Annotated in this window: 24 protein-coding genes and 2 pseudogenes; 13 read left to right on the plus strand and 13 right to left on the minus strand. The window is 63.5% G+C overall.

Features of this window, described 5'->3' with window-relative positions; translation table 11 throughout:
* Positions 1–77: 77 nt before the first annotated feature.
* The 3 genes from NKH71_RS04295 to NKH71_RS04305 all read right to left on the minus strand — a co-directional run bounded on the left by NKH71_RS04295 (position 78) and on the right by NKH71_RS04305 (position 2,548).
* Positions 78–686, minus strand: a complete 609-nt coding sequence (locus NKH71_RS04295) for a glutathione S-transferase family protein (protein WP_352791407.1) — start codon at positions 684–686, stop codon at positions 78–80.
* Between the two features lie 117 nt (positions 687–803).
* Entirely contained in the window at positions 804–1,658 is an 855-nt protein-coding gene (locus tag NKH71_RS04300; RefSeq protein WP_352791408.1) for an EAL domain-containing protein, read from the minus strand.
* The gene (locus NKH71_RS04305; RefSeq protein WP_352791410.1) at positions 1,655–2,548 is read right to left on the minus strand and encodes an EAL domain-containing protein; all 894 of its coding nucleotides are present in this window, start codon (positions 2,546–2,548) and stop codon (positions 1,655–1,657) included. The genes NKH71_RS04300 and NKH71_RS04305 overlap by 4 nt, the downstream gene beginning before the upstream one ends.
* Positions 2,549–2,763: 215 nt before the next feature.
* On the opposite strand from NKH71_RS04305, the gene NKH71_RS04310 reads away from it, so the two are divergent.
* Positions 2,764–3,966, plus strand: coding sequence for a pyridoxal phosphate-dependent aminotransferase (locus NKH71_RS04310; RefSeq protein ID WP_023719377.1), 1,203 nt, complete (start codon positions 2,764–2,766; stop codon positions 3,964–3,966).
* A 6-nt stretch (positions 3,967–3,972) separates the two neighbouring features.
* Here the strand turns inward: NKH71_RS04310 and NKH71_RS04315 are convergent, their stop codons facing one another.
* Both NKH71_RS04315 and NKH71_RS04320 read right to left on the minus strand, forming a co-directional pair.
* Positions 3,973–4,368 (minus strand): (R)-mandelonitrile lyase, encoded by a 396-nt coding sequence (locus NKH71_RS04315; RefSeq protein ID WP_023719378.1) that lies wholly within the window; start codon positions 4,366–4,368, stop codon positions 3,973–3,975.
* A 44-nt stretch (positions 4,369–4,412) separates the two neighbouring features.
* Positions 4,413–5,006 carry a methyltransferase family protein gene (locus NKH71_RS04320; protein ID WP_245278596.1) on the minus strand — a complete coding sequence of 198 codons (594 nt, stop codon included), beginning with the start codon at positions 5,004–5,006 and terminating at the stop codon, positions 4,413–4,415.
* 144 nt (positions 5,007–5,150) lie between these two features.
* Between NKH71_RS04320 and NKH71_RS04325 the strand changes: the two genes are divergently transcribed.
* Both NKH71_RS04325 and NKH71_RS04330 read left to right on the plus strand, forming a co-directional pair.
* Entirely contained in the window at positions 5,151–6,017 is an 867-nt protein-coding gene (locus NKH71_RS04325; protein ID WP_352791412.1) for an alpha/beta fold hydrolase, read from the plus strand.
* A gap of 165 nt (positions 6,018–6,182) precedes the next feature.
* The gene (locus tag NKH71_RS04330) at positions 6,183–8,234 is read left to right on the plus strand and encodes an elongation factor G (RefSeq protein WP_352791414.1); all 2,052 of its coding nucleotides are present in this window, start codon (positions 6,183–6,185) and stop codon (positions 8,232–8,234) included.
* Between the two features lie 759 nt (positions 8,235–8,993).
* Here the strand turns inward: NKH71_RS04330 and NKH71_RS04335 are convergent.
* Positions 8,994–9,890 (minus strand): LysR family transcriptional regulator, encoded by an 897-nt coding sequence (locus NKH71_RS04335; RefSeq protein ID WP_023719100.1) that lies wholly within the window; start codon positions 9,888–9,890, stop codon positions 8,994–8,996.
* Between the two features lie 97 nt (positions 9,891–9,987).
* Complete coding sequence (gene trxB / locus NKH71_RS04340) at positions 9,988–10,962, minus strand: thioredoxin-disulfide reductase (protein WP_352894539.1); 975 nt, start codon at positions 10,960–10,962, stop codon at positions 9,988–9,990.
* A 256-nt stretch (positions 10,963–11,218) separates the two neighbouring features.
* On the opposite strand from trxB, the gene NKH71_RS04345 reads away from it, so the two are divergent.
* The 3 genes and pseudogenes from NKH71_RS04345 to NKH71_RS04355 all read left to right on the plus strand — a co-directional run.
* Positions 11,219–11,695 (plus strand): Lrp/AsnC family transcriptional regulator, encoded by a 477-nt coding sequence (locus NKH71_RS04345; protein ID WP_352494920.1) that lies wholly within the window; start codon positions 11,219–11,221, stop codon positions 11,693–11,695.
* A 210-nt stretch (positions 11,696–11,905) separates the two neighbouring features.
* Positions 11,906–12,802 carry a DMT family transporter gene (locus NKH71_RS04350; RefSeq protein WP_352494919.1) on the plus strand — a complete coding sequence of 299 codons (897 nt, stop codon included), beginning with the start codon at positions 11,906–11,908 and terminating at the stop codon, positions 12,800–12,802.
* A gap of 105 nt (positions 12,803–12,907) precedes the next feature.
* Positions 12,908–13,117, plus strand: a pseudogene (locus NKH71_RS04355) (Lrp/AsnC ligand binding domain-containing protein); the annotation flags it as partial.
* A gap of 388 nt (positions 13,118–13,505) precedes the next feature.
* On the opposite strand, the gene NKH71_RS04360 reads toward NKH71_RS04355, so the two are convergent.
* From NKH71_RS04360 to NKH71_RS04370, 3 genes are all read right to left on the minus strand, one after another.
* On the minus strand, positions 13,506–14,081 hold the full coding sequence (locus tag NKH71_RS04360) for a D-sedoheptulose-7-phosphate isomerase (RefSeq protein WP_352791417.1): 576 nt from the start codon (positions 14,079–14,081) through the stop codon (positions 13,506–13,508).
* A 7-nt stretch (positions 14,082–14,088) separates the two neighbouring features.
* Positions 14,089–15,567 (minus strand): D-glycero-beta-D-manno-heptose-7-phosphate kinase, encoded by a 1,479-nt coding sequence (rfaE1, locus tag NKH71_RS04365; RefSeq protein ID WP_352791418.1) that lies wholly within the window; start codon positions 15,565–15,567, stop codon positions 14,089–14,091.
* 139 nt (positions 15,568–15,706) lie between these two features.
* Positions 15,707–16,339, minus strand: a complete 633-nt coding sequence (locus tag NKH71_RS04370) for a LysE family translocator (protein WP_023719109.1) — start codon at positions 16,337–16,339, stop codon at positions 15,707–15,709.
* 174 nt (positions 16,340–16,513) lie between these two features.
* On the opposite strand from NKH71_RS04370, the gene rfaD reads away from it, so the two are divergent.
* The 3 genes from rfaD to waaC are packed head-to-tail and all read left to right on the plus strand — an operon-like array spanning position 16,514 to position 19,430.
* On the plus strand, positions 16,514–17,464 hold the full coding sequence (rfaD, locus tag NKH71_RS04375) for an ADP-glyceromanno-heptose 6-epimerase (RefSeq protein ID WP_352787694.1): 951 nt from the start codon (positions 16,514–16,516) through the stop codon (positions 17,462–17,464).
* A complete protein-coding gene (gene waaF, locus NKH71_RS04380; RefSeq protein WP_023719111.1) occupies positions 17,437–18,444 on the plus strand; it encodes a lipopolysaccharide heptosyltransferase II in 1,008 nt (335 codons plus the stop codon). The genes rfaD and waaF overlap by 28 nt, the downstream gene beginning before the upstream one ends.
* A complete protein-coding gene (waaC, locus tag NKH71_RS04385; RefSeq protein WP_352787697.1) occupies positions 18,441–19,430 on the plus strand; it encodes a lipopolysaccharide heptosyltransferase I in 990 nt (329 codons plus the stop codon). The genes waaF and waaC overlap by 4 nt, the downstream gene beginning before the upstream one ends.
* A 245-nt stretch (positions 19,431–19,675) precedes the next feature.
* Here waaC and greA read toward each other — a convergent pair whose 3' ends face one another.
* Entirely contained in the window at positions 19,676–20,149 is a 474-nt protein-coding gene (gene greA, locus NKH71_RS04390; RefSeq protein ID WP_023719113.1) for a transcription elongation factor GreA, read from the minus strand.
* A 327-nt stretch (positions 20,150–20,476) separates the two neighbouring features.
* Entirely contained in the window at positions 20,477–21,034 is a 558-nt protein-coding gene (locus tag NKH71_RS04395; protein WP_023719114.1) for a tetratricopeptide repeat protein, read from the minus strand.
* A gap of 237 nt (positions 21,035–21,271) precedes the next feature.
* Here NKH71_RS04395 and NKH71_RS04400 point away from each other — a divergent pair, with 237 nt between their 5' ends.
* The 3 genes from NKH71_RS04400 to NKH71_RS04410 all read left to right on the plus strand — a co-directional run bounded on the left by NKH71_RS04400 (position 21,272) and on the right by NKH71_RS04410 (position 23,716).
* Complete coding sequence (locus NKH71_RS04400; protein ID WP_023719115.1) at positions 21,272–21,697, plus strand: DUF3775 domain-containing protein; 426 nt, start codon at positions 21,272–21,274, stop codon at positions 21,695–21,697.
* Positions 21,698–21,773: 76 nt separating this feature from the next.
* A complete protein-coding gene (locus NKH71_RS04405; RefSeq protein ID WP_352787699.1) occupies positions 21,774–22,745 on the plus strand; it encodes an extensin-like domain-containing protein in 972 nt (323 codons plus the stop codon).
* A 116-nt stretch (positions 22,746–22,861) separates the two neighbouring features.
* Entirely contained in the window at positions 22,862–23,716 is an 855-nt protein-coding gene (locus NKH71_RS04410; protein WP_352787701.1) for an extensin-like domain-containing protein, read from the plus strand.
* A 53-nt stretch (positions 23,717–23,769) separates the two neighbouring features.
* Here NKH71_RS04410 and NKH71_RS33385 read toward each other — a convergent pair.
* Positions 23,770–24,490: pseudogene (locus NKH71_RS33385) on the minus strand (gamma-glutamylcyclotransferase).
* A 114-nt stretch (positions 24,491–24,604) separates the two neighbouring features.
* Here NKH71_RS33385 and NKH71_RS04425 point away from each other — a divergent pair.
* The gene (locus tag NKH71_RS04425; RefSeq protein ID WP_352787707.1) at positions 24,605–25,312 is read left to right on the plus strand and encodes an LssY C-terminal domain-containing protein; all 708 of its coding nucleotides are present in this window, start codon (positions 24,605–24,607) and stop codon (positions 25,310–25,312) included.
* Positions 25,313–25,346 lie beyond the last annotated feature (34 nt).

Consider the following 25,346-nt stretch of genomic DNA (forward strand, 5'->3'; position numbering starts at 1 on the left):
CATTCACGCCACGGGCCGAAGCCACAAGCGCGACGTCCGGAGCGAGCCGCGAAGCGGCGATAAGCGTGAGAACAGAATTAAGGCAGCCACTCCAGCGGCACATGCCCCGGGTCGGCCTCGACCCGTTGCAGCCAGGCAGCGACCGCCGGATAGGCGTCGAGCTGAAAGCCGCCCGTCTCGGCCGTATGCGTATAGGCATAGAGCGCAATGTCGGCGACGCTGAGCGCATTGCCGGCGAAGAAGCTGCTCCCGGCCAGGTGCTTGTCCATGACGCCGAGCGCCTTGTTGCCGCGCTCCAGCGTCACCGCCAGCCGCTCGGGCGTCGCGTCCTTGGCTCTTTCAGGGAAGGTCAGCAGTGCTCTGCGCACGGCGATATAGGGCTCGTGGCTGTATTGCTCGAAGAACAGCCACTGATAGGCCAGCGCGCGTTCGTATCTGTCCGCCGGCAGGAACCGCGTGCCTTCGGCGAGATAGAGCAGGATGGCATTGGATTCGGCCAGCCGCCGGCCGTTGTCGAGTTCGAGCAGCGGCACCATGGCGTTCGGGTTTTTCGCGACATAGTCGGGCTTGCGCGTGTCGCCGGCATGCGAGCTGACCTCGACATTGGTGAAAGCGATGCCGAGCTTGGCCATCAACAGGCGCGGCTTGTAGCAATTGCCGCTGTCGATCATTCCATAGAGTATCATCGGTGCTCCCCCTTGCTCGCAACCACCCGTCTCAGGGCTTGATCCAGCCTCTATCGCGGCAGCGGCGGCTTCATCCAGTGATTTGTTTTGGCGTAACCATCAGCGCCGCTGATGCATTCATCCGAACAAAGGGATGACGTTGCTATCCCTGCCAAGCAGTCTGTCGCTCGACAGCGGCTCCTCATCGAACATCGTACCGGCCAGCGCCGGCCGGGCAAGATAAAAGCCCTGCAGCAGGTCGACGCCGCCATCCAGCGCGACGCGCAGATGCGTGGCGTTCTCGATGCCTTCGACCAGCACCTTGGCGCCACGGTCGTGCAGCGTCGAAACCAACGGCCGGAAAAACCGCTCGGCGGCGGCATGGCGGCAGAATTCGGCGAACCAGGTGCCGTCGATCTTGACGATGTCGGGCTGCACCAGCGCGACCCTTTCTTCCGTCGAATGCCCGGTGCCGAAATCGTCGATGGCGATACGGACGCCGTCGCGCCGCATCTCGCGCGCCAGGCTGACAAGCACCTTGTCGCCGGCAGCCTGCTCGGTGATCTCGCAGACCAGCATGCCGGGATGCAGGCCGAAATCCGCCAGATGCCTGGTCATCAGCCTGATTTCGGCCAGCGCCCGTGCGGGGTCATCGTTGATCAGCGGATTGTAGTTGAAGAACAGGTCGAGCCCGTCGACGCCGATGTTGCGGAAGTTGCGCAAATGCAGCACCCGACATATGGTTTCGACAAATAGCCGATTCGCTGCCGGCACGCCTTCGAAGAACTTTTGCGGCGCCACCGGCCTGCCTGCACGATGCGGCTCGATCAGTCCCTCGACCGCGACGGCGGCGAGAAATCTGCCGCGCGGCGCGAAGATCGGCTGGTAGGCGCTCCTCAGCCGGAATGCGCCGTAGACGCCATATTCGATGCCGACCTCGTCGGCAAAGATCGCCTCACCGACCTTGCGCCGCATATCGGCTTGCCCGGTCACGATGCCACCCTGCGGCCAAAGGGCCGCATCGGCCGTCGCGATGGCGGAACTGCCGCAGGCACCTTCTCCGCATCGGCCAACACCGCGGCCGCCTGCCCGTTCGTGTCGAAGACGCGGAAGCTGGTCGGCGCGAGCTCAGGGCGCGCCAGCACGTAGCCCTGCACCATCGAGGCGCCCGACTTTTCGGCAAGCTCGAGCTGCCAGCCCGTCTCGATGCCCTCGAACACCGTACGGATGCCTTGCTCTTCGAAGCTGGTCACCATGGCGGTCAGCAAGGCGAAGCCGGCACCGGATTCCATCAGCGTCATGATCCAGTCGGCGTCGAACTTGACGATGTCCGGCCTGAGTTCCTTGATGCGATTGATGTCGGATTCGTCGGCGCCGTAGTCGTCGACGGCAATGCGCAAACCATTGCCCCTGAGCGCCTCGACGAAATTGTAGAGCGTTTCCTGCGACGCCGATTTCTGCTCGGTGACCTCGCAGACGACACGGCGCGGATCAATGTCGGCCTCGCGCAGCACCAGCCGCATGTCGCGCAGCGCCTTGTCGGCGATGCCGCGGTCGGTGAACACCGACGGATCGAAATTGATGAAGATGGAGGCGTCTCGCGGCAGGCAGGCGCCGGCGTTCAGAAGGTGCAGCGTCCGTGTCAGCGCCTCGATATGGAGGCGGTCGACCGCCGGACAGCTGTTGAAGAAACTCATCGGCTGCTGCGGATCGCCGTCGCGGAACGGCCGGATCAGCCCTTCGAAGGCGACGACGGAAAGCTTGCCCTTGTTGAAGGCGAAGATCGGCTGGAAAGCGCTTTGCAGCGTATAGAGCCCCCAGACACCGCTGGCGGTGCCGTCATCTTGGCGGATGATATGGGCAAGTTCGATGCTGCGCGTCACGGTTCCTCGCTGTGCGAGACTGGCCGACCGGCCACGGTCCTGCCGTTCAAGCTTTTACCGATCGTTGATGAATTTATTGTTGCCAGCATTGCGCTCTGGCTCATTCGACAATGCCTGCGCTGGGCTTGCGCCGGGGCTTGCGCTTGACCAGATGATGCGACATGAGAGGCGCCGCGGCGCCTTCGCCGCGCCGGTGCTTCCTGGAGATATCTCTCATGGCCTTTCTTGCCGACGCCCTTTCCCGCGTAAAGCCTTCCGCGACCATCGCGGTGACGCAGAAAGCGCGCGAGCTGAAAAACGCCGGCCGCGACGTGATCGGGCTGGGCGCCGGCGAACCGGACTTCGACACCCCCGACAACATCAAGAACGCCGCAATCGAGGCCATCCGCCGCGGCGAGACGAAGTACCCGCCGGTCTCCGGCATCGTGCCGCTGCGCGAGGCGATCGCGAAAAAATTCAAGCGTGAGAACAATCTCGACTACCGGACGGAGCAGACCATCGTCGGCACCGGCGGCAAGCAGATCCTGTTCAACGCCTTCATGGCGACACTGAACCCCGGCGACGAGGTGATCATCCCGCGGCCCTATTGGGTGAGCTATCCCGAAATGGTAGCGATCTGCGGCGGCACCTCGGCCTTTGTCGAGACCTCGATCGACAACGGCTTCAAGCTGACGGCGGCCGTGCTGGAGAAGGCGATCACGCCGCGCACCAAATGGCTGTTGATGAACTCGCCGTCCAACCCCTCGGGCGCCGCCTATACCGAAGCGGAGCTCAAGAGCCTGGCCGACGTGCTGTTGAAGCACCCGCATGTCTGGGTGCTGACCGACGACATGTACGAGCATCTGACCTATGGCGACTTCGTCTTCAAGACGATCGCCGAGGTCGAGCCTAAGCTTTATGAGCGCACGCTGACCATGAACGGCGTGTCGAAGGCCTATGCCATGACCGGCTGGCGCATCGGCTATGCGGCAGGCCCGGTGCCGCTGATCAAGGCGATGGACATGATCCAGGGCCAGCAGACCTCCGGCGCCTGCACCATCGCCCAATGGGCGGCGGTCGAAGCGCTGAACGGCCCGCAGGATTTCATCCCGAAGAACAAGGCGATCTTCCAGGGCCGGCGCGATCTCGTCGTCTCGATGCTCAACCAGGCGCGCGGCATCACCTGCCCGTCGCCGGAGGGTGCTTTCTACGTCTATCCCTCCTGTGCCCAGCTGATCGGCAAGAAGACCAAGAGCGGCAAGGTGATCGACAGCGACGAAACCTTCTGCTCGGAACTGCTCGAGGCCGAGGGCGTGGCGGTTGTTTTCGGCTCGGCCTTTGGCCTCGGCCCGAACTTCCGCATCTCCTACGCCACATCGGAGACACTGCTCGAAGAGGCCTGCACGCGCATCCAGCGCTTTACTGCCTCGCTGGCCTGAGACGTTTCAGCCGCCATACTGCTCGTCGCTGACCTTCTCCAGCCAGTCGACATGCAAGCCGTCGAGCGCCTCCTGCATGGCGATGTGGGTCATCGCCGATTTGGCCGCGGCGCCGTGCCAGTGCTTTTCGCCGGCCGCAAAGGAGACGACGTCGCCGGCCCTGATCTCCTGGATCGGCCCGCCCCAGCTTTGCGCGAGGCCGGCACCGGACGTGACATAGAGCGTCTGGCCGAGCGGATGCGTGTGCCAGTGGGTGCGGGCGCCGGGCTCGAAGCTGACCAGCGTGGCCCTGAGCCGCGCCGGCGCCTCTTTCTCGATGATCGGCGTCTGCAAAACCCGGCCGGTGAAATATGTCTCCGGCGCAACGATCGTCGGCACGCTGCCGCAGGCAATGATCTTCATCGTCGCAATCCTCGATTTGATTCCTCGGTGTGCGGACTTAGACCCTACCACTTTCGTCCGATGCCGGCTGCATGTCCTGCCCGGCTACGGGCAAGGCGAGGCCAGAACAGGCCGGTGCGCGTGCGGTAGGCGTTGTAGGCATCGGCCAGCCTTGTCCGCGAAAATTTTCGCTCTTCGTCCAAGGCCGCGATCACATAGATCGTAACGATGCCGGCGACCGGCACCACCGCCCACACCGACCAGGTCGCGATGCCCCATCCGATCCAGAAGATGATGTAGGACGTGTAGAACGGATGGCGGACATGGAGATAAGGGCCTTCGGTCACCAGGCTGTCGGGATTGTCCGGATCGAACGCGAAACGCAGCCGCGCCTTGCGTGAGACCGAGATCGCCCACCAGAAAAGCGCCGAGCTTGCCAGTTCGATGGCGAGCCCGACGATCTTCGCTGCAACCGGCTGCCGCTCGATCCACAGCAGTGCAAGAAAGAACAGCGCCGTGCCGACCACGACGGCCGAAATGATCATGGCGCCTTGAGACATGCTCGATGACTGGAAATGCGCGCGCATCGACCAGGCATATTGGCCGAGCGTGGCGATGCTGCTGATCGAGAGGAGAAGGTCGAGTGTGGATTCCATCATCAGGGTCCCGGGGTTAGCTGTGGTGGATTCGCTGCATCATACTCGGTAGAAACCGAGAAATCATTTCTTAACCACCGTTCTAAACAACATGGTGACCTCGGCATGCGATGTTGACCTCGAGACAATCCGAAGGTCCAACCAGCTATGGCCGTTTCCCACCGCACGATCCGCACGCCGCAAGCGGATTTGCGCCTCAGCCAGTCGTCGGGACCAGGCATCCCGCTTGTCCTGATCCACGGCTCGGGCAGTTCGCGCGCCGTATTCGCCCGCCAGTTCGACAGCCCGTTGGCCGCTGCCCATCGATTGATTGCTTTCGACCTGCCCGGCCATGGCGAATCGTCTGACGCCCGCGATCCGGCGACGGACTACACCATCGCCGGCCTTGCCCAGTCGGCGGCTCAGCTCCTCGATGCCTTGGGGATCGGCCGCGCCGTCGTCTTCGGCTGGTCGCTTGGCGGGCACGTGGCAATCGAGCTCGCGAGTTTCCACCGCGCCGTCGGCGGGCTGATGCTAGCCGGCGCGCCGCCGGTATCCAAGGGCCCTTTCGGCATGCTGCGCGGCTTCCATGCGCATTGGGACATGCTGCTGGCGTCCAAAAAGACGTATTCCGAACGCGATGCCGAGCGCTTCGAAACGCTCTGCTTCGGCGACACCGCCGACCCGTCCTTCCGCAAAACCATCCTGCGCACCGACGGCCGGCTGCGCGCCGCGGTGACGCGCGGCATGCTCACCGGCAAGGGCGCCGACCAGCGACAGGTGGTCGAGCAAGCCGCATTTCCGGTCGCCATCGTCAATGGCGAGAACGATCCGTTCGTCCGGCTCGGCTATTTTGAGACGCTCGCCTACGGCTCGCTGTGGGAGCATTGCCAAATCGTCCCCGGCGCCGGGCATGCGCCTTTCTGGGAACGTGCGGACCTGTTCAATCCGCTGCTCGCGCGCTTTGCCGAGACGGTGGCAGTGCAGCGCGTGGACGCAACCCCGCTGGCGTCGCGCCTAGCCGGCACCGGCTGAACCCGAACGTCAACTTCAAATCCCTTCAACTTCAAATCCCTTGCCCTCCCGGCCTGCCCGTGGGACGATGCCCTTTGGGTAGGTGGCAAATTGAAAAAAGCCTCGCCCGCGACGGCCGACAGGCCGGCCGCCGCTCACAGGGAAACGCCTGAGTGGAGGTCAGCCATGGGTACTCGCGCCGGAGGACGACGCACGGGACCGAAATGCATTGCCATAGTCGGTCCCTTCGCAAGCGGTAAGACGACACTTCTCGAAGCCATACTCGCCCGTACAGGCGCCATTCCCCGCCAGAATCCCGCTTCGTCGGGAAATACCGTTTCCGATCATTCGCCCGAGGCGCGTGCCCATGCGATGAGCGTCGAGGCGACCTTCGCTACCACCGAATTCATGGGCGAGCCGTTCACCTTCGTCGATTGTCCCGGTTCCATCGAATTCTCCTTCGAAGCCGAGCCGGTGCTGGCCGCCTGCGACGTCGCCGTGGTCGTCGCCGAAGCCGACGAGAAGAAGATTCCTGCCCTGCAGCTGATCATGCGCAAGCTCGATGATCTCGGCGTGCCGCGCATCCTGTTCCTGAACAAGGTCGACAAGGCGATAGCAGGCGTGCGCGACACGCTGAAGATGCTCCAGCCTGCAAGCTCGGTGCCTCTGCTGCTGCGCCAGATCCCGCTGCGCAAGGACGGCGTCGTCATCGGCTCGATCGATCTTGCTCTGGAGCGAGCCTACATCTACCGCGAATATGCCGAGAGCGAGGTCGCGCAGATCCCGAGCGACGACAAGGCGCGCGAGCTCGAGGCGCGCTTTTCCATGCTGGAGACGCTCGCCGACCATGACGACCGGCTGATGGAGCAATTGCTGGACGAGATCGAACCGCCAAAGGATGCCATCTTCGACGATCTTGCCGCCGACCTGCGCGACGGCATAGTGACGCCGGTGCTGATCGGCACCGCCGAGAAGGGCAATGGCGTGCTGCGCCTGTTGAAGACAATCCGTCACGACGCACCCGACATCGAGGCGACGCGCCGGCGTCTCGGCGCGCCCGATGGCAATGCCACCGTGGTCCAGGTGATGAAGACCGTCCACACCCCGCATGGCGGCAAGCTGTCGGTGTCGCGCATCCTGTCCGGCCAGGTCGCCGACGCCGCCGAGCTGTTCCTTTCCAATGGCGAAACGGCAAAGGTCTCCGGCATCTACAAGATGCTCGGCAAGGACCAGTTCAAGCTGACTTCGGCCAAGGCCGGCGACACGGTCGCGCTCGGCAAGCTCGACGCCGTCAGGACGGGCCAGACGCTGAGCTCGACCAAGGGCGGCATCAAGCCGCTGGTCACGCTGGCGCCGCCCCAACCGGTCTTCGCCTTCGCTCTGCGGCCGAAAGAGCGCAAGGACGAGGTCAAGATGTCGGCGGCCATCCAGCGCCTGGCCGAGGAAGATCCCTCGCTCAACCTGCATCACAACCAGGATTCGGCCGAAACCGTGCTGTCTGGCCATGGCGAGATGCATCTGCGCGTCGTGCGCGAGCGGCTGGAAGGCAAGAACCAGATCCCGGTCGAAGGCCATGTGCCGGCCGTGCCCTACCGCGAGACGATCCGCAAAGCGACGCAGCAGCGCGGCCGCCACAAGAAGCAATCGGGTGGCCACGGCCAGTTCGGTGACGTGGTGATCGAGATCAAACCGCTGCCGCGCGGGTCAGGCTTCCAGTTCACCGATACGATCACCGGCGGCGTCGTGCCGAAGACCTACATCCAGTCGGTCGAGACCGGCGTGCGCGATTACCTGAAATCCGGGCCGCTCGGCTTCCCGGTCGTCGATGTTGCCGTCAACCTTTCCGACGGCTCCTACCATGCCGTCGATTCCTCCGATATGGCCTTCCAGATGGCGGCGAAGCTGGCGATGAAGGAAGGTATGGCCGCGTGCTCGCCGGTGCTGCTCGAACCGGTGATGAAGGTCGAGATCGTCACGCCGTCGGATGCGACGTCGAAGATCATCGCGCTGATCCCGCAGCGGCGCGGCCAGATCCTCGGCTACGACGCGCGGCCTGATTGGCCGGGATGGGACGTTGTCGAGGCGACCATGCCGCAGGCCGAGATCGGCGACCTCATCATCGAGCTGCGCTCTGCCACTGCGGGTGTCGCCAGCTACCGGGCCGTCTTCGACCACATGGCCGAACTCACTGGCCGGCTGGCCGACGAAGCGCTGAACGCCAACGGCAAGGCCGCCTGAAACAACAGCTTGCGGCCAGAACACAAGGAAACGGCGCCCGGATCATCCGGGCGCCGTTTCGTTGCGGACCGTCTTCGTGGGAGGCGAAACGGCAGGTCCGCCGCATGCTTGCCGCCGGTGCCTGGCGGCGGAGGAAGGTTCGGACGCGGTAGCCGCCTGAGCCCGGGTCGTCCGAGTGATGCCCCCATCCCCCGGACGAGCCACACCGCGTCCTATGCTCTGCTTAATCGATTTGGCGCGCCCGCGGCATGTTACCCGAGGTTACATGTCACTGTTACGCGCCAGTTCCGGCCGATTTTCTGGCGATGTGTTGGTTTCGGGCAACAAAAAAGCCGGATCAATGAAGACCCGGCTGAGTTTGATTGGAAGTGCCTGTTAAGGCTAACCTCCAGAGGGGAACACTCGAGAGCGCTAATGGGAGGAGAACGCGCTCAGGAGATGATCTATATATGTGCTCTTCATGCCCAAGAAACAAGCATCTATTTTGCAACACACACATGCAAAAAGGCGCCGGCTGTGGTCCAATCCGGCCCGAAGCGCAATAGGACCAGTTGAATCGCTGAAATGCAGCCTGCGGCAAGGCAAAAATCGATCTGCAGCCGCGAATCGGCAGCGATTCTTGCTCGGAAAGTCGAAAAACGCAGGATGACGTGGAATCGTGCAGCACGCGTTTGTTTTTTCGGCAGCCAGACCTTGCTGGGTGCATGTCGCCCAAAGCCCGCCATCGGCGTCGCAACCTAGGCTGACTATCGACGCACTCTAAAACGACCAGCTGCGCGCCTTGGCGATGATGAAATCGCGGAAGACATGCAGCTTCGCCTGGTTCTTCATCGCGTCGGGATAGGCGAAATAGGTGTCGAAAGACGGCACCTCGGTCTCGGGCAGCAACTGCACCAGCCCCGAATCCTTGCTGACCACGTAATCCGGCAGCATGGCGATGCCGGCGCCGCCTTGCACCGCCCGCTTGATCGACAGGATGTCGTTGATCTGCAGCGTCGGCACCCTTTGCCCGCCTTCGAAATCGCCGACCGTTTCCAGCCAGTTCAGTTCCGACAGATGCGCCGGCACCGGCACGCCGAAGGTGACGATGCGATGGGCCTTCAGTTCGGCGATCGAATTCGGCTTGCCGTATTTGTTCACATAGGAGGGCGCCGCGTAGAGATGGAAATGCACGGTGAACAGGCGGCGCTGGATGAGGTCGGGCTGCTGCGGCTGGCGCAGCCGGATGGCGCAATCGGCCTGGCGCATTGTGAGGTCGAGCTCCTCATTGGCGAGGATAAGCTGCAGGCTGACCTCGGGATAGAGCTCGATGAATTCCTGCACGCGCTCGGTCAGCCAGCCGGCGCCGAGGCCGACCGTGGTCGTCACCCTGAGCACGCCGGAGGGCCGGTCCTTGGTCTCGGTCAGCCGCGACTTGATGGTTTCGAGCTTCATCAGCACGTCGTGCGCCGTGCGGAACAGCATCTCGCCCTGTTCGGTCAGCACCAGGCCGCGGGCGTGGCGATTGAACAGCGGCACGCCGACGTCATGCTCGAGCGCGCTGACCTGCCGCGAGATCGCCGATTGCGACAAATGCAGTGTTTCCGCGGCATGGGTGAACGACCCCGCTTCTGCTGCGGCGTGAAACACGCGTAGCTTGTCCCAATCCAACGCCATGATTTCCCCTCGTCCTGTTTTCTGGCGTCCGCCTGTTTTGGCGTCTGAATGAAAAATCAGGCTTTTGCGCGGCTTTTCTCAGCCGCTTATTCAACAATCACTCCGCCGCTTCGCGGTGAACCTCGATCCCCGCCAGATATTTTTCCGCCTCGAGCGCGGCCATGCAGCCAAGCCCGGCCGCCGTCACCGCCTGGCGGTAGATATCGTCGGTCACGTCGCCGGCGGCGAACACGCCCGGCATGTCGGTGCGGGTCGAATCCGGTGCCGTCCACAGATAACCGTTCGGCTTCTGCTTCAGCTTGCCGGCAAACAGCTCGACCGCCGGTGCGTGGCCGATCGCCACAAACACGCCGTCGACCACGAGATGCATCTCCTGCCCGGTCACCACATTGCGCAGCTTCAGCCCTTCGACCGAAGGCGGCATCGGCGCCTTGCCGGGCCGGCCAGTGATCTCGTCGACGACCGTATCCCAGATGACGCGGACATTGTCCTTCTGCAGCAGCCGCTCGCGCAGGATGCGCTCGGCGCGGAAATCTCTGCGCCTGTGGATGACGGTGACGCTCTTGGCCAGGTTGGAGAGATAGAGCGCTTCCTCCACCGCCGAATTGCCGCCGCCGATCACCGCGACATCCTTGCCGCGATAGAAGAAGCCGTCGCAGGTGGCGCAGGCCGAGACGCCAAAGCCCATGAAGGTGTGTTCGCTCGGGATGCCCAGCCACTTCGCCTGCGCGCCGGTGGCGATGATCAGCGCGTCGGCGGTATAGGTCGTACCGGAATCGCCCTTGGCGCGGAACGGCCGCACATTGAGGTCGACCTCGGTGATGATGTCGTTGACGATGTCGGTGCCGACATGCTCGGCCTGCTTGAGCATTTCGCTCATCAGCCATGGGCCCTGGATCGGGTCGGCGAAGCCCGGATAGTTTTCGACATCGGTGGTGATCATCAGTTGCCCGCCCTGCTGCAGGCCGGCGACCAGCATTGGCTTGAGCATGGCGCGGGCGGCATAGATCGCCGCCGTATAGCCGGCAGGGCCGGAGCCGATGATGAGAACAGGCGCGTGCTTGGTGATCATGAAAAGCCTCTGCGGGGGAGCAGCCATGGATTGTGGCATGAACTCTCGTCGATTGTTGCGCGTAATGTAAGTGTTGCCTGCGACGCCAGCAAGGCAAGTTGCCGTTCGTCCCCGGAAAGCTTCCGCACCGGCGACGGCGACAAGCAACCGGTAGCAAGATGATGCGAAAATCCTCGATCCACCGGATGGAATAGACAGCAAAGTCGTTTAACTACAAAGTCGCGAAAGATTCTTTCGCGTCACCACGGAAGCCGCCATGCCGATCAAGGCCGATCTCGATGCCATCGACTGGAAGATCCTGCGCGAGCTTCAGCAGGACGGGCGCATGACCAATGTCGAACTGTCGAGCCGCGTCGGCATTTCGGCGCCGCCATGCCTGCGCCGCGTCAGGCGGCTGGAAGAAGCCGGCATCATCCGCGGCTACCGCGCCTTGCTCAACGCGCCGGCGCTCGGCCTTGACGTCGTCGCCTTCTGCCTGATCGGCCTGCATCACCAGGCCGACGCCGAGCTCAAGACCTTCGCCGAGCGCACCCGCGGCTGGCCGATCGTGCGCGATGCCTGGATGGTGTCGGGCGAGTCCGACTTCCTGCTGCATTGCGTGGCGAGCGACCTCGGCACCTTCCAGACCTTTGTCATCGAGGAACTGGCCTCGGCAGCCAATGTCGATACGGTGCGAACCGCGCTGACCATCCGCCGGGTCAAGGATGAAGGGCTAGTGGCGTTCCACGCCTGATCGGGACCGCAGCAACGGAAGCTTTGATATTCGACAATAGGAATTCTAAAACACTTTAGAATATTAATTCCAATATTAATATTCCAATAAATCTCGTCGATTCAGGCAAAACTTCCAATATGATCGCCAGTTTAATTCGTATTATCGTCTGCACTTACACTCCGAAATTAGACAGGCGAAGCGTTGAGCACGACAGCACCGACACGCTCAATGTCGGCAAGCGACTGGGGGCAGTTGCTGCTTCTGGGTTTTCTGTGGGGCGGCACCTTCTTCTTCGCGCGTATCGCGGTAGCCGAGATTCCGCCACTGGCCCTTGTCCTTTATCGGGTGTCGATCGCCGCCTTGGTTCTGCATTTATGGCTGAGGACATGTGGCATTTCGTTCGCTCCCGCACTGGCGAGGTCCGGCTCCTTCCTGTGCCTGGCTTTGCTCAACAACGTGATTCCGTTCTCTCTGATCTTCACAGGACAAACCGAGATTGGTGCGGGTCTTGCCTCTATCTTCTACGCAACAACACCTCTGTGGACGATCCTCATTGCAAACCTGCTGACGGCGGATGAGAAATTGTCGGCAACCAAGCTTGCGGGAGTGGGGCTCGGAATCGCCGGAGCCGCCATCATGATCGGCCCCGGGCTGCTGTCCAATCTTGGTGGCCCTGCCTGGGCGAAGCTCGCCGTGATCGGGGCGGCCATCTCATACGGCTTCGGCGTCGTCTACGCCAAGCGGTTCAAGAACATGAAGCCATCGGTGGTGGCGACCGGCCAACTCACTGCCTCCACCATAGTCATGTTACCGATCGTTTTCCTTCTCTACAGTCCGGCGGCGATCGTGACGTCAAGCGTCCCCATATGGGCGGCAGTGGCTGTTCTTGCGGTCTTCACGACGGCGCTGGCATTCATCCTCTATTTCAACCTGATCGCCTCGGCCGGAGCGACAAACGCTTCCCTCGTGACGCTTCTGGTGCCTGCCAGCGCGATCCTGCTTGGCACAGTGTTTCTCGGGGAAAGGCTGGAGCCGTTCGAGTTCGCGGGGATGACATCGATCATTGCAAGCCTGCTCATCATAGATGGCCGGCTTTTTCGCCGCTGGATGACGCAAAAATCCTAAACTTCGCGACATTGGCAGAAGCCAACTAATTGTGCTCTGACCCAAGCGCCTCGACCGCCGTCACCAACCGGTTCGCATCCACGCGGTCGCGCAGCGGCAGGACCTCGAACCCGGCTTGGCTGGCCGATCGTGCGCGATGCCTGGATGGTGTCGGGGGAATCCGATTTCCTGCTGCATTGCGTGGCGAGCGATCTCGGCACGTTCCAGACCTTCGTCATCGAGGAATTGGCCCCGGCCCCAAATGTCGACACGGTGCGAACCGCGCTGACCATCCGCCGGGTCAAGGACGAAGGGCTGGTGGCATTTTCAGCTTGAGAGACCGGGCAAAGCGCCTGTGAAACAAAAACCCGGAAACAAAAAACCCGCCTCGGCGGGCGGGTCGTCGGTGGGAATCATCACCATACCCAAATTAGTAGCATGGCACAAAGCAAGAACAAAATTTATCTTCAGCGTTGAAGATTGGCGAAAACCGAGGCGACATCCAATCTCCCCCCTCGTGGGGGAGATGTCCGGCAGGACAGAGGGGGGCGTGAAGGAACGCCAACCTCGTTCACCTGCGACCAGCCGATAACATGTCTGAGGGCATGATTGAAAATCCATCGACAGGTCGGCGGGACAGCGCCCCCCCTCTGCCCTGCCGGGCATCTCCCCCACAAGGGGGGAGATCGGCAGCTTCAGCGCTGGCGCCTAATCGAATACCCAATCACCCCGCGTCGCAGAGGCGCGTTTCGACCATTTCGCAGAGATGGTGGTAGAGGCACAAATGCCCCTGCTGGATGATCGGCGTCGAGGTCGAGGGTACGTTGAGCAGGATGTCGGATAGCGGCTTCAGCTTGCCGCCGGTGTCGCCGGTCAGGCTGATGACCGTCATGCCCATCATGCGCGCCTGCTGGGCGGCGGCGAGAATGCTTGGCGAATTGCCGCTGGTCGAGATGGCGAGCAGCACGGCGCCCGCCGAGCCATGCGCCTCGACCTGGCGCGCAAACACCGTGTCGAAGCCGTAGTCGTTGCCCCAGGCTGTCAGCACCGCCGCATTGGCGGGCAGCGCGATGACGTTGTAGGCCTTGCGCTCCCTGAGGAAGCGGCCGACCAGCTCGCCGGCAATGTGGATGGCATCGCTGGCCGAGCCGCCATTACCGGCGATCAGCAACGCCTTGCCCTGCGAAAGCGCGGCGACGACGGCGCTGACCGCCCGCTCCATCTCGCTGGTCAGGTCGCGCTCGACCATCGCCAAAATCGCGGCCGCCGAGCGGGCCAGGTAATCGTTCAGTTCGGACATGAAATCCTCAGTTCCCGGCGCGCAATCTGCCGATGGTGCCGGTCGTGCTCTTGCCGGCAACGAGATCGACCAGCACGACGCGCCCGCCGGCCTTCTGCACGACATCGGCGCCAACCACCTGATCGACCGTATAGTCGGCGCCCTTGACCAGTATGTCGGGGCTCAGCGCCTCGATCAGCGAAAGCGGCGTATCCTCCTCGAAGATGACGACGGCGTCGACCGAGGCAAGTGCTGCCAGCACGCAGGCCCGGTCATGCTGGTCGTTGACCGGGCGCCCCGGCCCTTTCAGCCGGCGCACCGAGGCATCGCTGTTGAGGCCGAGCACCAGCCGGTCGCACTGGCTGCGCGCCGCGTGCAACAGGCTGACATGGCCGGCGTGCAGGATATCGAAACAGCCATTGGTGAAGCCGACGCTCAAGCCCTCGTCCTTCCAGGCCGCCACCAGCCGCGCTGCGGCGGCGGCATCGAGGATGGCATCCTTGTGGGCAACCGGACCATGCGAGCGAAACAGCGCGCCGGTGAGTTCCTCGATCGTCAGCCGCGCCGTGCCGCGCTTGCCGACGACAACGCCGCCGGCCGCGTTGGCGATCGATCCGGCCATGACACGATCCGCCCCTGCAGCAAGCGCCAGTGCAAACGTCGCGATCACCGTGTCGCCGGCGCCCGAAACGTCGAACACTTCGCGCGCCTGCGTGGCGATATGGCGGGCGTCGTCCGCACCGACGACGCTCATGCCCTTCTCACTGCGCGTCGCGACGACGAAATCGAAACCGTGCGCCGCAATCAGCTGGCGCGCCGCCGCCTCGATCTCGTCGTCGGCGAACACCGCGCGGCCGACCGCCTCGCCGAGCTCCTTGCGGTTGGGCGTGATTGCCGTCGCGCCGGCATAACGCGCATAGTCGCTGCCCTTCGGATCGACCAGCACCGGCTTACCCGCCGCGCGGCAGATCGAGATCAGCTCGCCGGCGACGCCGTCGAGCAGCACGCCCTTGCCATAGTCGGACAGGATGACGATGTCGGCGCCGACCAGCGCGTCGCGGAAATGCCCGACCATCATCGCCCGCTCGGCATCGCCCAGCGGCTTGATTTCCTCTTCGTCGAAACGCAGCACCTGCTGGTTGAGCGCGCTGAAGCGGCTTTTCGACGACGTCATGCGGTCGGCATCCTGCGCCAGCCCGCCGGTGTCGACGCCAAACTCGCCGAGCATGCGCATGAGGTTCTTGCCGGCCTCGTCAGCACCGATCACCGAGACCGGTATCGCGGCAGCGCCGAGCGAAACGATATTGGCGACGACATTGCCGGCGCCACCCATTGCCAGCATTTCGCCGCGCCCGTGCAGCACGGGGATCGGCGCTTCCGGCGAAATGCGCTCGATTACGCCATTGACGAAACGGTCGAGGATGAAATCGCCGACCACCAGCACGGTGGCGCTGCCGAAGCGCGAGATGGCGCGGTGAAGAGGTTCGGGTGAAGGCAGCTTGATCATGTCAACGCGCGGGAGAGCCGATTTCAGTGACAGGGAAATTCGATTGGCAGGGCCGGCCGTTCATGGCGATGCCGATATACCGCAATTCCAGCCAACGCAACGGCGGGCCTTCGACCGATCGCGGCAGCGCGACGGTGCGTCAGCTTTTCTGCAAGGCGACATGCACGCCCAGCCCGACGAGCACCGCACCGCCGGCGCGCCGCATCAGTCGTTGCGCCCGGCTCGAGCGCCGCAGCCTGGCGGTCACCGCGCCGGCCAGCATCACGCAAACAATGTCGGCCGACGAGAACATCAAATTGACGATCGTTCCAAGCACGACGAACTGCAGCCAGACCGGAAACCCTGCCGAGGCATCGATGAATTGCGGCAGGAACGCCATGAAGAAAATCGCCGTCTTGGGATTGAGCACCTCGACGGCAACGCTCTCGAAAAAGGCGCGGCGGGCGGATTTCGGCTGAATTCCCGGCAAAACCGCATCGCCTTGGGCCTTGGCGCGAAACAGCGAAACACCGAGCCAGATCAGATACAGTGCACCGACCAGCTTGACCGCCATGTAAAGCACCGGCACGGCATGGAAAAGCACCGACAGGCCGACAGCGGCGGCGAAGACATGGACATAGCCGCCGAGATGGATGCCGAGCGCCGCCATCAGGCCGGACCAGCGGCCGCGCGCCATGGTTTGCGCGGCGGCATAGAGCATCGCCGGACCGGGGATATAGGCGAAGATCGCCGTGGTGGCGAAAAAGGCGACAAGCAGTTCGGTTGACGGCATTACCTTGCTCCTGTCGCGGGGGGGCCGGCCGGCCCACCGAAACGAGACCTTTGCGGCGCCACTATGACGCTCATCCTGCCGCCCGCCACCTGCTTTGTCGACAGCCCGGCCCGGCTCCCCTATAAGGCCAGAATCCCACAAGGCTACAACCGACACAAGGTACCAGAGGCTTTCATGATCATCGTCACGGGCGGCGCCGGCATGATCGGTTCCAACATCGTCGCCGCGCTCAACGCCGACGGTTTCAGCGACATCCTCGTCGTCGACGACCTCACCGACGGCCACAAGATCGCCAATCTCGCCGATCTCGAGATCGCCGATTATCTCGACAAGGACGATTTCCTGACGCGGATGGAAGCCGGGGACCTCGGCCGCATCGAGGCCGTCTTCCACCAGGGTGCCTGCTCGACCACCACCGAATGGAACGGCAAGTTCATGATGGAGGTCAACTACACCTATTCGAAGCACTTGCTGCACGCCTGCCTGGCCCTGCGCGTACCCTTCCTCTATGCCTCGTCCGCTTCGGTCTATGGCGGCGGCGCCGAGTTCCGCGAGGATCCGCAATACGAACGGCCGCTCAACGTCTATGCCTATTCGAAAAAGCTGTTCGACGACTATGTCCGCCGCACCGTGTTCGATACCGACCATTCGCCGGTGGCGGGCCTGCGTTATTTCAACGTCTACGGACCGCGCGAGGCGCATAAAGGCGCCATGGCCTCGGTCGCCTTCCATTTGTTCAACCAGGTCGAACGCGGCGAAAACCCCAAGCTGTTCGGCGCCTATGACGGTTTCGGGCCCGGCGAGCAGAGCCGCGATTTCATCCATGTCGGCGATGTCGCCGACGTCAATCTGTGGCTGTGGAAACGCGGCTCGAGCGGCATCTTCAACTGCGGCACCGGCAAGGCCCAGCCGTTCCGCGCCATTGCCGAAACGGTGATCGATACGCTCGGCCAAGGCCAGATCGAATTCATCGAATTTCCCGACCACCTCAAGGGCAGCTACCAGAGCTTTACGCAAGCTGATATGTCCCGCTTGCGCGCAGCCGGTTACAATGGCCAGTTCCGCACAGTGGAAACCGGCGTCAGAGACTATGTCGAATGGCTGAAAGCCCAACGATCCTCGTGATCGGCCCACGCTGGGTGGGCGACATGGTGATGGCGCAGTGCCTGTTCCAGGCGCTGAGGGAGCTTCATCCGAGCGCCGCCATCGACGTGCTGGCGCCGGCCTGGGCAGCCCCCCTGGTCAAGCGCATGCCCGAAATACGCCAGCAGATCGATCTGCCGCTGAAATCCGGCGCGTTCGAATTCCGCGTCCGCAGGCGCTTCGGCCGCCTGCTGCGCGGCCGCTACGACATGGCCTATATCCTGCCGGGCAGCTGGAAGTCGGCGCTGATCCCGTTCTTTGCCGGCATTCCGCGCCGCGTCGGCCATCTCAAGGAAATGCGCTATGGGCTGCTGACCGACATCGTGCCCTTGCCCGATCGCCTGAAACGGCGCACCGCGCAGGCCTATTTCGGCCTTGCCCAGGGCGGCGGCTTCCGGGCTCCCAAGCTTGCCGTCGATCAGGATAACCAGGCGGCACTGCTCGGCCGTTTCGGGCTGACGGCGAGGAAATTCGTGGCACTTATGCCCGGCGCCGAATTCGGCCCGGCCAAGCGCTGGCCGAGCGAACACTATGCCGGCCTCGCCCGCGAGATGATGGCGAAGGGGTTTGGCGTGGCGCTGTTCGGATCGAAGAACGACGCCGAGGTGACGGCTGAAATCGCCGCGCTTGCGCCGGGCGCCGTCGATCTCGCCGGCCAGACGCGGCTGGAGGATGCCATCGACCTGATCGCCGCGGCGAGGCTCGCCGTCTCCAACGACAGCGGGCTGATGCATGTCGCCGCCGCGGTCGGCACGCCGGTTGTCGCCGTCTACGGCTCGACCTCGCCGCAGAACACGCCGCCGCTCGCAGAGCGTCGCGAACTGGTCTGGCTCGGCCTGTCCTGTTCGCCGTGCCACAGGAAGACCTGCCCACTCGGTCATCTCAACTGCCTGAAGACGCTGGACGTCGAACGCGTCGTGGTGGCGGCGGAGCGGCTGCTGGAAATGCCGGCCGCCGCATGAAGGTGCTGATCGTCAAGACGTCGTCGATGGGCGACGTCATCCACACCTTTCCCGCGATCGAGGATGCGCGCCGCGCCCGGCCCGGCCTGTCGTTCGACTGGTGCGTGGAAGAGGCCTTTGCCGGCATCGTGGCGCTGCATCCCGCCATCCAAACCATCCACAGCGTGGCGATCCGGCGCTGGCGCAGGAAGCTGCTCGAGCCCGGCACATGGCGGGAAGTGGTCGGCTTGTGCCGCGCCTTGCGCGATTGCCGCTACGACCTCGTTCTCGATGCGCAAGGCTTGTTGAAATCGGCGCTGGTGGCGCGGCTGGCGGCAGGACCGATCGCCGGGTTCGACCGCTCGAGCGCCCGCGAGCCTTCGGCGAGCCTGTTTTATGGCCATCGCTACGCCGTGCCGCGCGACCTGCATGCCATCGAGCGCACGAGACGGCTGTTCGGGCTGGCGCTCGGCTACGAGCCGGATTTTTCCCGGCTTGACTCCGGCATCGTGCCGCCAGCCGGAAGATCGACTTTTGTCGGCGAAAAGACCGCCTTCCTGCTGCACGGCACCAGCCGCGAGGACAAGAAATGGCCGGTCGCGGACTGGATCGAAACCGCCCGCCTGCTGGTGGATAAGGGGATGACGCCGGTCACCACCTGGTCGAACGACCGGGAAAAGGCAGTTGCCGAGGCGATCGCCGGCGCCGTTTCGCAAACCGTGGTGGTTCCCAGGTCGCCGCTTGCCGAGATCGCCGCTGTCATCGGCGGCTCAGCGCTGGTGATCGGCGCCGACACCGGCCTGACCCATCTCGCCAGCGCCTTCGGCCTGCCGACGGTGGCGGTATTCCTCGCCACCGAGCCCGGCCTGACCGGCCCGCGCGGCCCGTTCTCATCGACGCTGCTTGCCAGACTCGGCCGCGGCATCACGCCGGCGGCGGTGATGGCGGAAGCCGAGAGATTGCTGGCGCTTCGGGAGATTGGTCAGCTCAAGGTCGGCAGGGGCTGATCTTCGGGACGAACAATTCCGGAAAGTCGGCGCTGGCCCTCATCAGGCTGCCGCCATCTTCTCCCAGTATAGGGACGGGGAGAAGGACGCCTTCACCGGGGATTTCGCCAATCGGTGACGTTGCAGAAGCGGCGTCGAGGTTCCGGACAGCCCCTTCTCCCCATCACTATACGGGCAGAAGTGCCCGGCAGGGCGATGAGGGGCGGCGCTGCCCGTCGGGATTAAGGCGCCTACCGCTTTGTCCCTCAGATAAATTGCACCTGGACGATCTCGTAGCCCCTGGCGCCGCCGGGCGCGTTGACCTCGATGGCGTCGCCGACTTCCTTGCCGATCAGGGCACGCGCGATCGGCGAGGAGATCGAGATGCGGCCGGACTTCACGTCAGCCTCCTGGTCGCCGACGATCTGGTAGGTCTTTTTCTCCTCGGTATCCTCGTCGACCAGCACCACGGTGGCGCCGAACTTGACCTTGTCGCCGCTGAGCTTGGTGACGTCGATCACCTCGGCCCGCGCGATCAGATCCTCGAGTTCGTTGACCCGGCCCTCATTGAGGCTCTGCGCCTCTTTTGCCGCGTGATATTCGGCATTTTCGGAGAGGTCGCCATGCGAGCGCGCTTCGGAGATCGCCTCGATGATACGCGGCCGCTCCTGTTGCTGGCGCCAGCGCAGTTCTTCCTTCAATGACGCGAACCCCTCGCCTGTCATCGGGACCTTGTTCATATGCCTGACCTTTCCTGCCGCCGCCCCCGCAATCGGGAGCGACCTTGTCGATGGTACAAAAAGAAAACGGTCCGGCAGCCTCGGGCTAACGGAACCGTCTCACCACAATTTCGCAAGATATAGCAATCTTCGCGGGTTTTTCACGTCCAAAAAGTCGGTTTTTGAAAAATCATCGACCGATTGCGCGGCTGACCCAACGTAAAGCGGGGTTCCAAGATCGTATCGCGTGTACCGTGATGCCAGATCCCGGTTGTGCCAAACGTGCGCAGCACAGCAAAAAACCGGCTGCGATCGCTCACAGCCGGTTATGACGAGCGTTCCGGAGGATCAGCTCCTCATGAAATGATCGATCTGCTCCGACAGCATGCCGTATTCGCGAGATCCCTTGCCCGTGCGCTTCTCGATTTCGCGGAGCTGTTCCTGGGCGCCGGCAAGATCGCCGATCTGCAGGTGCGCCTCGCCGAGATATTCGCGCACCAGCGTGTAATTGGGGTCGATGCGCAGCGCTTCCTCGTAATAGCCGAGGCCGACGGTGATGCGGCCGGAATGGCGGTGCGAATAGCCGAGATAGTTGAGGATGCGCGGGTCCTGCTTGTTGGCGGCGAGGCTGAGCACGGCGATCGCCTCGTCATAGCGTCCATCCATCGCCAGCGCGCGACCGGCATCATAGATGCTGTCGTCGTCCAGCATACCTTGCTTCGGCGAGACACATTTCTTCTGCTTCTTGTCCCAGGCCTCCCCCTTCTTGCACTGGCTCTGGCCGCCGCCGCCATTGCCGCCGCCGCCGCCACCACCTCCCCCGCCTTCACCAGCCGAAAACGCCGGAGCCGCAATCAGCGGCAGGGCGGCCATGGCCATGGCACAAATCAGCAATCGTCTGCGCATCGAACTCTCCTTAGAACCTGACAATGCAACACTAACGCCGGGCCGAAGCCGTTTCGTCCCCGGAAAATGCCATTCTATCTCAAAACCGCGATCTCTCCCAGCAAGGCCATCTTATCCCTGGAACAGAGGGCATCGGAAATCATGGTTCACGATCAACGCCGACGCGCAAGAGAACGTGACGAGCGCTGCAAATCCGCTATCATCGGGCCGACCGAGCACGAAGCAGGGAGACGGCCGGTGCAGCAACGCGTTGAACGAGACTGGGAGCTTTCGATCGGTCCCGACACCGTGCGCCTGTTCATCCTGAAGGCGAAGGCGCTCAGCGCCGCCGTCAACGAAGACTATGCCGACGGCGCCGAGCACGAGGTAGAGCTCGACGGCAACGCGCACGACAACCACCATCACGACGGCCTTGCCGAGGAAAGCTCCGAAAATCTCACCGAGGAGGAACTGCGCGAACTGATCGACGACCTCAATGTCGACGAAGCGGCCGAACTGATTGCGTTGGCCTGGGTCGGCCGCGGCGACTATGACGCGACGGAATGGACGGACGCGCTGACCGCCGCCCGCGAGCGCGCCAACAAGCGCACGGCAAAGTACCTGCTCGGCATGCCGCTGCTGGCGGACTGGCTCGAGGAGGGCCTGGAAGCGATCGGCGCGTGACGGCGCGGTTACCGATTGTGATCGCCGGCCCGCCTCGCCCAAGGCAACTTCCCTGCATTCTGGCCGTTGCGAAGTAATGGCGGCGTTTGGCTTTTTCAGATTGGGTAGATTGCTCCTGGCCGTTACGGCTACGTCGCTGACGGGACCCGCTCTGGCCAAGGCGCCCGAACTGCCGCAAACTGCACCGGTTCCGCAGTTCAACCAGGAAGCCACTCCGCCGTCGCCAGCCGACATCCCGGTCCCCGAACCGCGCCCGGCGGATGCCCCGGAGGCTGAGCCGCCCCAAAACGAGCAGCCGCAAAACGGGCAGCCCCAAAATGGCCAGCCCAAGACCCAGCAGCCGGAGCCGCCGGCGATTGCACCACAGCCTCCTGAAAAGCCGGCGCAGGCTGAGCCGCCGGCAAGCCCACCGGCCGCGCCACCAAACCCGGCCGAGGCAGACAAAAAGGCGGAGCAAGAAATCCTTCCAGATCCTCGCTCGGCCGCCATTGCCGGGAAGGAAATGCCGGCCGAAGAATTGGCCTGCCGCAGGCGGCTGAAGTCCATGGGCGTCGATTTCGAGGAGCGCAAGCCCGAGCATGATACGGCGGTCGGTTGCTCGATCCCTTACCCGGTCGTGCTGAAAACGCTCGGCAAATCCATCGCCATCGGTCCCGAAACCGAGCTCAATTGCCAGATGGCGGAAGCGGCCGCCCGCTTTGCTGCTTCGGTCATCCAGCCTGCCGCAAAGGCCGAGTTCGGCACGGATATCAAATCGATCGGCCAGGCCTCCGCCTTCGTCTGCCGGCCGCGCCACGCCGGCGACAAACTGTCGGAGCACGCCTTCGGCAACGCCCTCGACATCGCCAGCGTCACGCTTTCCGACGGGAAAGAGATCGATGTCGGTCCAACGCCGCCGCAGAAGGACGCGGAATTCCTGGATGCAGTGCGCAAGGCCGCCTGCGGGCCGTTCAAGACCGTGCTTGGCCCGGGCAGCGACGCCGATCATTCGCTACATCTCCACTTCGACCTCGAACCGCGCCGCAATGGCGGCACGTTTTGCCAATGACGCCGGGCGCCGACAGTGGCGCCGCAATTTGGCCGCAGGCGTGAACGGCGCCGCTGATTTTTCCTTTACTCTTCAGGTTTAGAGTCTGTGCCATCCAGGGACAGGGAACCCCTCCGATGGCCGGGCTATTTCGCGCTGCGCTTGCCGCTGCGCGGCACACAGGACGCGCGCGCATGGCCGGCAGGCTTGCCGCCGTGCTTGCCATTGCAGCGGTCTCGGCCTGCAATACCGGCAGCGTGCTGTCGCTGCAGCCGGCCGTCGATGTCGGCAGCCAGACCGCTGCCGTTCCGCCCAATTCCGGCCCACAAGATTCCGGTCCCCAAGATTCCGGCCCGGAATATTCCGGCATGCAGCGCCTCGTCCCGTCCGACCCCTATATGACGGCCGCCTATCCGCGCATGGACAACCCGATGTCGCCGGCCGAACAGATGCCGGCTACAGAGATCGATTGCCGCAAGGAACTGAAACGCCTCGGCGTCGTCTACACCGACGTTGCGCCGATCCATGAAGGCCAGTGCGGCATCGACTATCCGGTCAAGGTCTCGGCCATCGGCAGCGTCGAGATGAAGCCGGCCGCGACGCTGACCTGCGACATGGCCGCCACCTTTGCCGGCTGGACCAGGAACGAACTCGTCCCGTCGGCCCGCTGGCGCTATTTTTCAGGCGTCAAGACCATCCACCAGGGCTCGAGCTATTCCTGCCGCAGGATTGCCGGCGAAGGTGTTTTGTCGGAACACGGCAAGGGCAATGCGCTCGACGTGATGAGCATCGAGCTCAACAATGGTGACGACATCGACGTCCGCAAGCCCGGCCTGTTCGCCTTCCGCACACGCGGCTTCCTCAACAATGTGCGCGCCGACGGCTGCCAGTACTTCACCACCGTGCTCGGCCCCGGCTACAATTACGATCACCGCAACCATTTCCATTTCGACATCAAGAACCGCAAGAACGGCTACCGCGCCTGCCGCTGACCGTTCCGGTTTTCAGATGAAATTGGAACAAGCATTTCGCGAGAGCGTCCGGATCAGCTGCGTTGCGTGCCGCCGGTGGAAGCCTTGATGTGCTGCGCGACCAGACCCTGGACGTGCCACAAGTTTTTGTCGCGGATTCCGCTTTCCTCGAGCATGCTGACGGTGCGGAACAGATACTGGGCGGACGAACCCCAATGTCCGGCTGCGCGCGCCAATGTCTGCGCCACCTGATCGAGCGGCAGCCGCCCGGCATAAGCCTTGCCGTCGGGTGCCGCGACGAAGGCCAGGGCGCGTAGCGGACCGTCGCTGGCCTCGACCCAGATCCAGCGCGGCACGTTGGTAGGCGGGTTTGCGTCGATCTCCCGTCGCATCAGCCGACCGAGTTGCCCGAAATGATCTTCTGCCGGAAGTCTATAGACAAACGCCTTTGCAGCTGCCGCCCCGGTCCAAAGCCAGCATCAAGGCCGGAACATCACGGGTTCCGCGCCAGCGGGTCAGCTTCAGGCAGAACGAGCGGTGCCATCCCGGCGCCGTAGCCGGGCGCCGCTCGACATAGTCGAATTCGGGATTCCAGATCAGCGAGCCGTAGGCAAAGACCCAGAGCACTTCGGGCCGGTATTCCAGCAGCAGCTGCTCGACAAGACCATCGAACTCCGCGTCGGTGTGTTCTGTCGTCCCGGGCTCGGGGCCGGGGTCGGGCTCGACACGTTCGACCAGCGCGACAAGGTCGGCGGTCAACGCCATGGCAGTGCCGCGCGCCGGTTTGCCCTTCATCACGCCCTCATTCGTGCTAGCCGGTTCTACGCCATTTCATGCTAAAATATGACGATAGACCGGCTGAGCGCCGCTTGCCAAGGATTTCCGGCCTGCCAGTTTGAGCGCCAATGCATGAGCCAACGAAGCCTTCGACGACGTGCAACGACCTGGCTGGTGGCATGCTGTGCCGCTTATCTTTCGCTCGCCTATTTCGCCGCGCCTGAGTTCTGGACGTTGCGGGACCGCAATTTTCGCAATCAGCAATTCGAGATGGTGACGCACACGCCGCAAGGCATTCCGGGCGATCCGATCAATGTCGGCCTGGTCGGCACCAGGAAGGAGCTTGTCCATGCTTTTGCCGTCGCCGGCTGGGATACGGCAGACGCGATCACGCTTAAGACCGCGATCGAGATCGGCGAAAGCGTACTGTTTAACCGCCCCTATCCCGACGCGCCGGTCAGCCGGCTGTTGTTCGAAGGCCGCGCCCAGGACCTCGCCTTCGAAAAACCGGTCGGCGCCAGCGCCGACCGGCGCCACCACGTCCGCTTCTGGCAGACCGATGCGACCGGCGACGACGGCCGGCCGCTTTGGCTGGGCTCGGCAAGCTTCGATCGCGGCGTTGGCCTCAGCCACGATACCGGCGCGATCACCCATCACATCGGCCCCGACATCGACGCCGAGCGCGACGAGTTGATGCGCGACCTCGCCGCTGCCGGCATACTGATCTCGACCAGCCAGATACCAGGCGTCGGCGCCACAAAGGCCGGGCGCAACGGCGAAGGCGATCCCTATTTCACCGACGGCAAGGCCATCATCGGCGTGCTGCTGCAACTGCCGTAGGCGCGCCATCAGCCTTCCCGTCTGACAGCCATTC

The sequence above is a fragment of the Mesorhizobium sp. M0983 genome (genome assembly GCF_040318975.1).
In the GTDB taxonomy this organism is placed as follows: domain Bacteria; phylum Pseudomonadota; class Alphaproteobacteria; order Rhizobiales; family Rhizobiaceae; genus Mesorhizobium.

What these genes read in the sequence shown, in the direction of transcription:
- NKH71_RS04295 (WP_352791407.1), bottom strand. Translation starts at nt 686, where the DNA reads ATGATACTCTATGGAATGATCGACAGCGGCAATTGCTACAAGCCGCGC.
- NKH71_RS04310 (WP_023719377.1), top strand. Translation starts at nt 2,764, where the DNA reads ATGGCCTTTCTTGCCGACGCCCTTTCCCGCGTAAAGCCTTCCGCGACC.
- NKH71_RS04315 (WP_023719378.1), bottom strand. Translation starts at nt 4,368, where the DNA reads ATGAAGATCATTGCCTGCGGCAGCGTGCCGACGATCGTTGCGCCGGAG.
- NKH71_RS04320 (WP_245278596.1), bottom strand. Translation starts at nt 5,006, where the DNA reads ATGATGGAATCCACACTCGACCTTCTCCTCTCGATCAGCAGCATCGCC.
- NKH71_RS04325 (WP_352791412.1), top strand. Translation starts at nt 5,151, where the DNA reads ATGGCCGTTTCCCACCGCACGATCCGCACGCCGCAAGCGGATTTGCGC.
- NKH71_RS04330 (WP_352791414.1), top strand. Translation starts at nt 6,183, where the DNA reads ATGGGTACTCGCGCCGGAGGACGACGCACGGGACCGAAATGCATTGCC.
- NKH71_RS04335 (WP_023719100.1), bottom strand. Translation starts at nt 9,890, where the DNA reads ATGGCGTTGGATTGGGACAAGCTACGCGTGTTTCACGCCGCAGCAGAA.
- trxB (WP_352894539.1), bottom strand. Translation starts at nt 10,962, where the DNA reads ATGATCACCAAGCACGCGCCTGTTCTCATCATCGGCTCCGGCCCTGCC.
- NKH71_RS04345 (WP_352494920.1), top strand. Translation starts at nt 11,219, where the DNA reads ATGCCGATCAAGGCCGATCTCGATGCCATCGACTGGAAGATCCTGCGC.
- NKH71_RS04350 (WP_352494919.1), top strand. Translation starts at nt 11,906, where the DNA reads ATGTCGGCAAGCGACTGGGGGCAGTTGCTGCTTCTGGGTTTTCTGTGG.
- NKH71_RS04360 (WP_352791417.1), bottom strand. Translation starts at nt 14,081, where the DNA reads ATGTCCGAACTGAACGATTACCTGGCCCGCTCGGCGGCCGCGATTTTG.
- rfaE1 (WP_352791418.1), bottom strand. Translation starts at nt 15,567, where the DNA reads ATGATCAAGCTGCCTTCACCCGAACCTCTTCACCGCGCCATCTCGCGC.
- NKH71_RS04370 (WP_023719109.1), bottom strand. Translation starts at nt 16,339, where the DNA reads ATGCCGTCAACCGAACTGCTTGTCGCCTTTTTCGCCACCACGGCGATC.
- rfaD (WP_352787694.1), top strand. Translation starts at nt 16,514, where the DNA reads ATGATCATCGTCACGGGCGGCGCCGGCATGATCGGTTCCAACATCGTC.
- waaF (WP_023719111.1), top strand. Translation starts at nt 17,437, where the DNA reads ATGGCTGAAAGCCCAACGATCCTCGTGATCGGCCCACGCTGGGTGGGC.
- waaC (WP_352787697.1), top strand. Translation starts at nt 18,441, where the DNA reads ATGAAGGTGCTGATCGTCAAGACGTCGTCGATGGGCGACGTCATCCAC.
- greA (WP_023719113.1), bottom strand. Translation starts at nt 20,149, where the DNA reads ATGAACAAGGTCCCGATGACAGGCGAGGGGTTCGCGTCATTGAAGGAA.
- NKH71_RS04395 (WP_023719114.1), bottom strand. Translation starts at nt 21,034, where the DNA reads ATGCGCAGACGATTGCTGATTTGTGCCATGGCCATGGCCGCCCTGCCG.
- NKH71_RS04405 (WP_352787699.1), top strand. Translation starts at nt 21,774, where the DNA reads ATGGCGGCGTTTGGCTTTTTCAGATTGGGTAGATTGCTCCTGGCCGTT.
- NKH71_RS04410 (WP_352787701.1), top strand. Translation starts at nt 22,862, where the DNA reads ATGGCCGGGCTATTTCGCGCTGCGCTTGCCGCTGCGCGGCACACAGGA.
- NKH71_RS04425 (WP_352787707.1), top strand. Translation starts at nt 24,605, where the DNA reads ATGAGCCAACGAAGCCTTCGACGACGTGCAACGACCTGGCTGGTGGCA.